Genomic DNA, 7,202 nt, shown 5'->3' with positions numbered 1-7,202 from the left:
TGCTGATTAAAGAAAATGTAAAGAATGATATGCCAGGCACCGTTTTTCCATACAGTGAAGAAAAAAATCTATCGAGACCATCTATTTAAACAATTCAGAAATGAGAAAACGTTGAACATTGAATTCTGTATGATGCATCTCAGAATTCATTTTATTCCTACTAATGAGGTGGCAAAGGTATTGGCGTAAGCTATCGATTTTTTATTGAAAATCCCATAAAACATACGCCAGACTATCTCTGAACCAAGCCATATTTTCCAGAAAATATGGTCAAATAACAAATTTTATAATAAAAACTTTAAACTGAATGACTACTTACGGAAGTACTGCATAGTAGTTAAATTTTTAAGTTAATGTATGGTTATGACAACGTCTATCAAAACCCGGAGATGTATATGGAAAACCCCGTTAAATTAATACTCGGCTGCATGTTAAGTCCCAAACCAAGGATTGCCGAAAGCCAGCCCATCAGTCCTGTTGAACTTAAAGGCGACCCGAAAATGGTGGCTGAGGTCGTACCTTACTTTATCGTGGCATCCATCGAAGTGGGAAACACCACAACAAAATGCATCCTGACAGCCACGAACATGAAGGACGGGCGCACCAGGCTTTTGAACAAGACAGTAAAGATGACCCGCGACGTCAGGAAACCCAAGCCCAATGAGAGGATTTTCGGCACGACCTTAAGTGGCGTATCGCTGACAAGGGAATCGATAGCTGAACTGGTCCGCGACACGCTCATCGAAGCTCACGAGACTGTCAACCTGGATATCGGGACTCACCTTGATTTCGCTGTGCGGTCAACAGGTGTTGTCGCAGGTTTCTCATCACCCCATGAAGTCGGGGAGTTCATAAAAGCACTCGCAGACGGCTGTCTTCTTGCAGGAATTCCCCCAAAGAAGATGGTACCTGCGATGTCTATCGAGAACGTCCCCTTAAAATTCAGGGACCATACTCTTATCGACAAGGTGATTTTTACAGGCGCGGTTGGCGGTGTTCTTCCCCCTGTCGGCTCAACAGGCGTGGAGATCGTGGCAAATGAGATGGAAGGGGAGCTATCAACAGCCGGTATCAAGGAGGGGGCTAAATGGGCTGGCGTGGATTACAGGAACCCTGTTTTTTCAATGGACTTTGGCACCACGCTGAAAGGGCGCATCACTAATAGTGATATTCCGTATGCAAGGACAATCGCCAACCTGTGCGGCTATGCAGGCGCAATACCTGATGCTGTGATAAAAGGCACAGGGCTCGTGGATAAACGATACGGCGCTGCTCTTGACCTTTACAGCAATAATAAAGAGGTTATGATATGGTTATCAAAAAGCTCCACCATTAAGAAATACGCTGATGCGATTCATTCCCGCATATCTATTGAGATAGTGCCTGAGGACAGGGACAGGTACGGGAGCGTGCCTGTTGACCCGAGTGCGGCAAAAGAGATCGGCGTTACCCTTGTCGGATGCGATGTCGGGGTTAACGGAAGCCTTATGCCTGAACTGACCGATGCAGGCGCGGAAATATATTCAAAACACGGTCTGAAGACAATGTTCGCTACACTTGATCTGGTCTCGGCGATGATGGTTGAGCGCCTTATAAAACTGGGAATTGATAACGATCTTATTACTGAGAGAACGTCTATCGGATTGACGGGGAGGGCTGCAATCACGGGCTGCAAACCGCACCTGATACTGAAAGCTGTCAAGGAACTTGGGATTTATAAAGAACCTGAAGACCATGTAGTGTTCGTGGACGATGGGCTTGCGCGTGGTGCCGCGGTGATGGCGCGCTGCATGAACTCGATGGGAGTGCCGGGAAACCCGATAGGCGGCATTCGCGGCGGGGGTTGTGTACTAAGTAAGCGTATCGAATATTACAAAAAATCAAAAGAGAGGAATCCGGAATGAATGCACTTCTCATGATGGGATGCCCCGAACTGCCTGTCCAGACAGCAGCGGCGCTGTATATTGCAAATAAACTGAACCGCGAAGGGTTTGAGGTTACTGCGGCTGGGAACAATGCTGCCATAAGCCTGCTCCTTAACTCTGACCCGGAAAAACACTACATCAAAAAAGCTATAGACCTTGACAGGTGTATAGCAAATCTTGCAGAGAAGAAAACTGATTTTGACCTGTGTTTCGTGTTCATTCACAGCGATAGCGGCATTTCGTATCTTGCTACCGTCAAATCCCTTTCAAAAGCGAAAACAGTAGCTGTCATTTTCGGAAAAGATATCGAGCCGCTCATCAAAGAAAGCGGGGATTCTTATATCATCGCTGCAAAAGCCGTGCATAATCCAACGCCTCTTCGGGCAAAGATAGACGGGGTGAAGTCATGGGCTGCATTGACGAAATGAATTATGAGATACTGCTTCCCAACAGCTCTTTTAAGGAGTGCGCGGATTTTATAAAGAAAAATTTCAGGGAAGTTTATTATGTAGAGGCGGGGTACAGGATATTTGATAATTATCTGATAGGAGTGCCGCCAATCCCGATTGCTGTGGAGAACGAGGATGTTATTATGCCGTACGTTAAGCCGTGCCACGGGTGCTTTGTGCTGAGGATTCCGGGGAAGGAGGAAGTGGGGAGGTTGAGGAAGGGGTAGTGTCCTAAATTTTGTGATATATAAAAACAATCGCCACGGAGGCACAGAGACGCAGAGAAATATTTTGAAAAAAGCTCTCTGTGCCTCTGTGGCTCATTTATCTTATGTCACGATCTCTTCCACCCTCTCCTGCTCGATCGCGCGCCGTATCTCCATCGCAGCGCGCCGCCCCGTGCTCATGGGTTTGCGCCATAAGGTATTGCCGTACGGATGCCCAACCGAGACATGCACGTTCGTGCCCCCGCCCACGCGCGGCGCCACATCATACACATAGAAGTTCAGGTCTTTGTCCACGCATGTCTGGAGGCAGAAAGGTCCGATGATACCGGGCTTGTAGTATTTTTGCGTCGCCCTGACGTATTTTTCAGCAAGCTCGAACACATCCCCCAGCAAGGATTCACGCAGCGTGGCAGAATTATGACCGCATACGGTGTACTCAGGCGTGATCTGGCGCTCGTTCAGCGTCATCTGCTGGGGCGCAGGCAAGCGCACATGACCGTCCAGGCTCGTCTCGAACCGCCAGTCGATGCCGAGAAGTTCAATCTTGCTCATCTCCTCTTCTATGGGCGAATAGAACATGTCCAGATTAAAGACAGGTCCGATTATGTACCTCTCTATCCTTGCCTCTGCAAGCGCATCGCGCGTGATAACCCCCTGCTTCAGGAGGGCTTCTGATTTTTGCTTGAACTCGGCATATGAAGCGGCTGTAAAGAACCCGCGCTCAAGTTTCTTTACCGCATGGGGGAGTTTTACCATTACAAGGCTGTCTATGTCCTCGGGTTTTTTGATCTTTTCCGGATATGGAAGACCAGCCTTTTCAAGCAGCCAGTAGTAATCCCGCTTGATACCCCGCTCTTCACTGCGGAGGAGGTTGCGGCTTCCGAACATCGGGACTTTGAAATCATTTTCTATATTGTCTATCGAGCAATAGGATGTGAATGAGCGGTTCGGGATGAAAATCGCGTTGTCATCCCGCAACTTCTGCTGGTTCTCAGGTTTTAAGATTTCGTTGAACTTGTTATAAACATCTGCATTATCCACAACGCCGCGAATTAGTTTTCCATTATTTCTCTGTGCCTTGAAATATTCAGTATATGTCTTCTCGCGCCCTTTCTCGCATACGGCATACGTCCTGAAACCTTCTTCAACAGCCCCGTCGCATACATCAAGCGCGGAATGGGATGCAAGAACGCCTATTGTGGTTTTGCTCAGGTCGTATTCGGATAACACTTCGCTAATTTCCTCTGGCTCGATCATAAGCTCTTGTAGGTTTTATAAGCCTAAAAGGTTGCGATATTGGAATATGATTCAAGCTAACGAAATACTTATACCTCTTTGCAATAATTTTATATTATTAATTTATGGCTGCTATCAGGACAAAACCAAGGGCTCCGGAAAAAGTGAAGATGTTCATAGAGATAGCGAAGCTCAGGGTGGCAGAAGGAGTTATTTTTGAAGGAAATAAAATAAAAGAGGTTTTGCCTTGGGAGAATTGAGCAGTAAATTCAGGATTTTAGCGGAAGTTAGCGAAAAACTCCCTGAAAAAAAGAAAACGATCTTAGTTGGGGGAAGTGCAGTAGAATTTTACACAAGAGGCACTTGCAAAAGTCTGGATATAGATTTTGATAGTTGACAGACTGAACGCCTGCAAACACTGGAGATCTCAATATGATTGTGAGCAGGCGCAGGTACTTATCGGGGTTTATTCAGACAAATTAGACAGGGAATATCTTAAGAAAAGAATGAAGGAAGAAGATTTGGAGACGGATTTAATCAAAATATAAAATTATTATTTTAATTTTAGCAAGAACGCTCCGAACGCCGGCATTTATTTTATATTAAACTTCACCCCGATCTTAAACAGCCTCTTCGTAGGCAAACTCCTGACCTCGCACCCCGTTTTCTCAGCGATCTCTTTCAATATCCCCTGCATCCTCTCCTCGCTCTTGGCCGAAAGCGTGAACCAGATATTATAATCCGCAGGGCGCAGATAATTATGCGACACCTCGTCGTACCGGTTTATGAACTCTGCAGCCTCCTCTATCCGCTCATCGGGCACTTTCATCGCCACAAGTGTGCTCGTGCCTCCCGTTTTCTTTGTGCTGATGATCGGACCGATGCGCCTGATAGCTCCCTCTTCCTGGAGCCTTTTGATGCGCCTGAGCACCTCTTCTTCCTTTAAGCCCAGGCTCTTAGCCAGTTCATCGAACGGTCGGTGCACTAGCGGGAAATCAAGCTGAAGGACATTTAATATCTTTTTATCAGTATCATCCAATGATATCATGCTCTCACCGGCACATAAACACAGTAGGGCTCTTCATCCAGATAATCTCCGGTAGCCGCGTACGCGCGCGCCCTGCATCCCCCGCATACCATGCGGTATTCGCAGGCGCCGCATTTTCCTTTTAGCATTGCAGGGTTGCGCAGGTCGTTGAACACCTTCGATTTTTCCCATATCATCCTGAACGGGCGCTGCCGTATATTGCCTGCAAGCGCAGGGAGATATCCGCAGGGATAAACATCGCCCCTGCTAGATACGAAACAGAAACCAGAGCCGCCGAGACAGCCTTTTGTCATCGCCTCAAGCCCGTGCGTTTCCCTTGTTATCTTTATCCCTTCAGCCTTTGCGCGCTGGCGCATTATCCTGAAGTAATGCGGGGCGCATGTTGCTTTTAGCTGGATACGCGAGCCCTTGCTCTTGTCGTAGAACCAGTTAAGCACGCGCTCGTACTCCTGCGGCGGGATTTCCTCGGACTCTATCTCCTCACCCCTGCCAGTCGGGACCAGGAGGAAGATATGGAGCGCAGAGGCTCCAAGTTCAAGAGCGAGGTCGTAAATCCCCGGGATTTCCGTGAGATTCCTTTTTGTGATCGTGGTATTTATCTGGAAACTAATCCCTTCTTTTTCCAAGATATCGATCCCGCGCATAGCGCCATTAAATGCGCCTGGCTCTCCCCTGAAAGTATCATGCGTCTCTTCTTTAGCTCCGTCGATGCTTATGCTCACCCGCTGAATTCCTGCATCCTTTAATTTCCGGGCAATTTCGGGCGTAAGCAACGTTCCGTTCGTTGCGAGCACCACCCGCAGACCATGCCCTGAAGCATAGCGTGCAATATCGTACACATCGGCGCGAAGAAGAGGCTCCCCGCCTGTGAGGATTATAATGGGTTTGTACTCTACCAGTTCATCCACGAAATGCTTTGCTTGCGCCGTGGATAGCTCATCGGGAGCAGGGTCTTTAATTGCAGAGGCTCTGCAGTGGATACATGCAAGGTTGCAGGCGTTCGTCAGTTCCCATGCAACGAGTCTTGGGGATTTTATTTTAGTTTCTATCACTAGAATCACGGATTATTTTTTAAGTTCATAACCTTTATGTAATAAAAAGATAGAATAGCTGCTATGAGTATGACTTACTTATACGCAGCATTTACTATCGTGTGGGTAGTGCTGATCGGATATATCTTAAACCTGATCCGACTGCGAAAGGCACTGGATAACGAACATAAGGTTTTAAAAGGCATATAGAACATAGACCCGGGGGAGTTATATGAGCATAGAGACGATTTTGAGCTATAAGAACATCGCTGTTGTGGGCATCTCGGATAATCCCGAGCGCCCAAGCTATGATGTGGCAAGCTTTCTGGAAAAGCACGGGTATAATATCATACCTGTCAATCCCAAACTGGCAGAGTGGAAAGGGAAAAAAAGTTACCCGGACCTTAAATCGATACCTGAAAAAGTGGACGTTGTAGATATCTTCAGGCGTCCTGAGGCTGTTCCGCCAATAGTGGATGAAGCTATCGCTATTAAGCCAAATGCCATATGGATGCAGCAGGGTATCGTGAACGAAGAGGCAGCGGCAAAAGCCAGGGCGGCGGGGATTGAAGTTGTGATGGACAAATGCATGAAAATAGAATACAGGAGACTGAAACTGTAGCCTCCCTTCGTTATATATTAAAATCCCAATTTCTCATTTACCAGAAGAAGTGTAATTTTCCTGCCGGGATTTATTTCTTTCTGGAATATCAAAAGTTTGCTTATATTGCTTCCCGGATAACCTAAACTTTTCATTCTATTATCTTCGAGTGGAAAAACGTGCTCTCTCACGCGTTTTATTGCATCTTCAAGTGCTGGCACGATTTTTTGCGTCCCGACAACCCATATCACATTTTTACTCGTATATGCGTAGGAAGGAAGCTGGCTGCCGGTATTGCTGGCAATGACCGCTTCTCCGGTTTCTGCAATTGCGTGGACGCTCCCCAGGAAGTATTCTGATGAGACGCTTTTTCTGCGAAGCTCCATTTGTTTAGCTTCATCTTTTTCTGCTAAAATTATATCTTTCCAATTTTTCCATGGATGTTCTTTTGATTTCAAAAGATCAACAAAACCAATCTCCTCAAGTGTTCTTGAACTGCCCGTCATGACCTGGGCGCCTGAAGGGATCAATTTCTTTAATCTCTGAAGTGCCTCTTCTTTCGTATTTACGAACTCAGGATCGATGCCACGGGGTTTCACTACTTCCATTACTTTGTTAACTGCTTCTTTTGATGCTAAAGTATCGTACTTCATAATAACCTCAATTATTTTTATGGAGGCTGCTT

Annotated in this window: 12 protein-coding genes; 8 read left to right on the top strand and 4 right to left on the bottom strand. The window is 46.6% G+C overall.

Features of this window, described 5'->3' with window-relative positions:
* Nucleotides 1-395 precede the first annotated feature (395 nt).
* From MNV_RS11880 to MNV_RS11870, 3 genes are read left to right on the top strand one after another with little or no spacing between them, the layout of a single operon-like run.
* Nucleotides 396-1,904, top strand: a complete 1,509-nt coding sequence (locus MNV_RS11880; protein WP_257000046.1) for a methanogenesis marker 14 protein — start codon at nucleotides 396-398, stop codon at nucleotides 1,902-1,904.
* On the top strand, nucleotides 1,901-2,353 hold the full coding sequence (locus tag MNV_RS11875; protein ID WP_096206174.1) for a DUF1890 domain-containing protein: 453 nt from the start codon (nucleotides 1,901-1,903) through the stop codon (nucleotides 2,351-2,353). Before MNV_RS11880 ends, MNV_RS11875 begins: the two co-directional genes overlap by 4 nt.
* Nucleotides 2,332-2,601: a DUF1894 domain-containing protein gene (locus MNV_RS11870; RefSeq protein ID WP_096206173.1), complete on the top strand. Its 270-nt coding sequence runs from the start codon at nucleotides 2,332-2,334 to the stop codon at nucleotides 2,599-2,601. Before MNV_RS11875 ends, MNV_RS11870 begins: the two co-directional genes overlap by 22 nt.
* A gap of 102 nt (nucleotides 2,602-2,703) precedes the next feature.
* Here MNV_RS11870 and MNV_RS11865 read toward each other — a convergent pair whose 3' ends face one another.
* Complete coding sequence (locus tag MNV_RS11865; RefSeq protein ID WP_096206172.1) at nucleotides 2,704-3,858, bottom strand: formate--phosphoribosylaminoimidazolecarboxamide ligase family protein; 1,155 nt, start codon at nucleotides 3,856-3,858, stop codon at nucleotides 2,704-2,706.
* A gap of 104 nt (nucleotides 3,859-3,962) precedes the next feature.
* On the opposite strand from MNV_RS11865, the gene MNV_RS20800 reads away from it, so the two are divergent.
* Genes MNV_RS20800 through MNV_RS19715 form a run of 3 tightly spaced genes read left to right on the top strand, consistent with a single transcriptional unit; the run spans nucleotide 3,963 to nucleotide 4,385 of the window.
* Nucleotides 3,963-4,097 (top strand): hypothetical protein, encoded by a 135-nt coding sequence (locus MNV_RS20800; protein WP_257000044.1) that lies wholly within the window; start codon nucleotides 3,963-3,965, stop codon nucleotides 4,095-4,097.
* On the top strand, nucleotides 4,085-4,234 hold the full coding sequence (locus tag MNV_RS19720; RefSeq protein WP_179293965.1) for a hypothetical protein: 150 nt from the start codon (nucleotides 4,085-4,087) through the stop codon (nucleotides 4,232-4,234). The genes MNV_RS20800 and MNV_RS19720 overlap by 13 nt, the downstream gene beginning before the upstream one ends.
* On the top strand, nucleotides 4,224-4,385 hold the full coding sequence (locus MNV_RS19715) for a hypothetical protein (RefSeq protein WP_179293964.1): 162 nt from the start codon (nucleotides 4,224-4,226) through the stop codon (nucleotides 4,383-4,385). Before MNV_RS19720 ends, MNV_RS19715 begins: the two co-directional genes overlap by 11 nt.
* A 44-nt stretch (nucleotides 4,386-4,429) precedes the next feature.
* Here MNV_RS19715 and ahbA read toward each other — a convergent pair whose 3' ends face one another.
* Nucleotides 4,430-4,885: a siroheme decarboxylase subunit alpha gene (ahbA, locus tag MNV_RS11860; protein ID WP_096206171.1), complete on the bottom strand. Its 456-nt coding sequence runs from the start codon at nucleotides 4,883-4,885 to the stop codon at nucleotides 4,430-4,432.
* Nucleotides 4,882-5,934 carry a heme b synthase gene (gene ahbD / locus MNV_RS11855; protein ID WP_096206177.1) on the bottom strand — a complete coding sequence of 351 codons (1,053 nt, stop codon included), beginning with the start codon at nucleotides 5,932-5,934 and terminating at the stop codon, nucleotides 4,882-4,884. Before ahbD ends, ahbA begins: the two co-directional genes overlap by 4 nt.
* 66 nt (nucleotides 5,935-6,000) lie before the next feature.
* Between ahbD and MNV_RS11850 the strand changes: the two genes are divergently transcribed.
* Entirely contained in the window at nucleotides 6,001-6,126 is a 126-nt protein-coding gene (locus tag MNV_RS11850; protein WP_096206170.1) for a CcmD family protein, read from the top strand.
* Nucleotides 6,127-6,148: 22 nt separating this feature from the next.
* Entirely contained in the window at nucleotides 6,149-6,538 is a 390-nt protein-coding gene (locus MNV_RS11845) for a CoA-binding protein (protein WP_096206169.1), read from the top strand.
* A gap of 17 nt (nucleotides 6,539-6,555) precedes the next feature.
* On the opposite strand, the gene MNV_RS11840 is transcribed toward MNV_RS11845, so the two are convergent.
* Entirely contained in the window at nucleotides 6,556-7,170 is a 615-nt protein-coding gene (locus MNV_RS11840) for a lactate utilization protein (protein ID WP_096206168.1), read from the bottom strand.
* Nucleotides 7,171-7,202 lie beyond the last annotated feature (32 nt).

The organism is Candidatus Methanoperedens nitratireducens (assembly GCF_900196725.1).
GTDB lineage: Archaea > Halobacteriota > Methanosarcinia > Methanosarcinales > Methanoperedenaceae > Methanoperedens > Methanoperedens nitroreducens_A.
The sequence above is the reverse complement of the archived record's forward strand: the minus strand, read 5'-3'. Positions and strand labels throughout refer to the sequence as shown.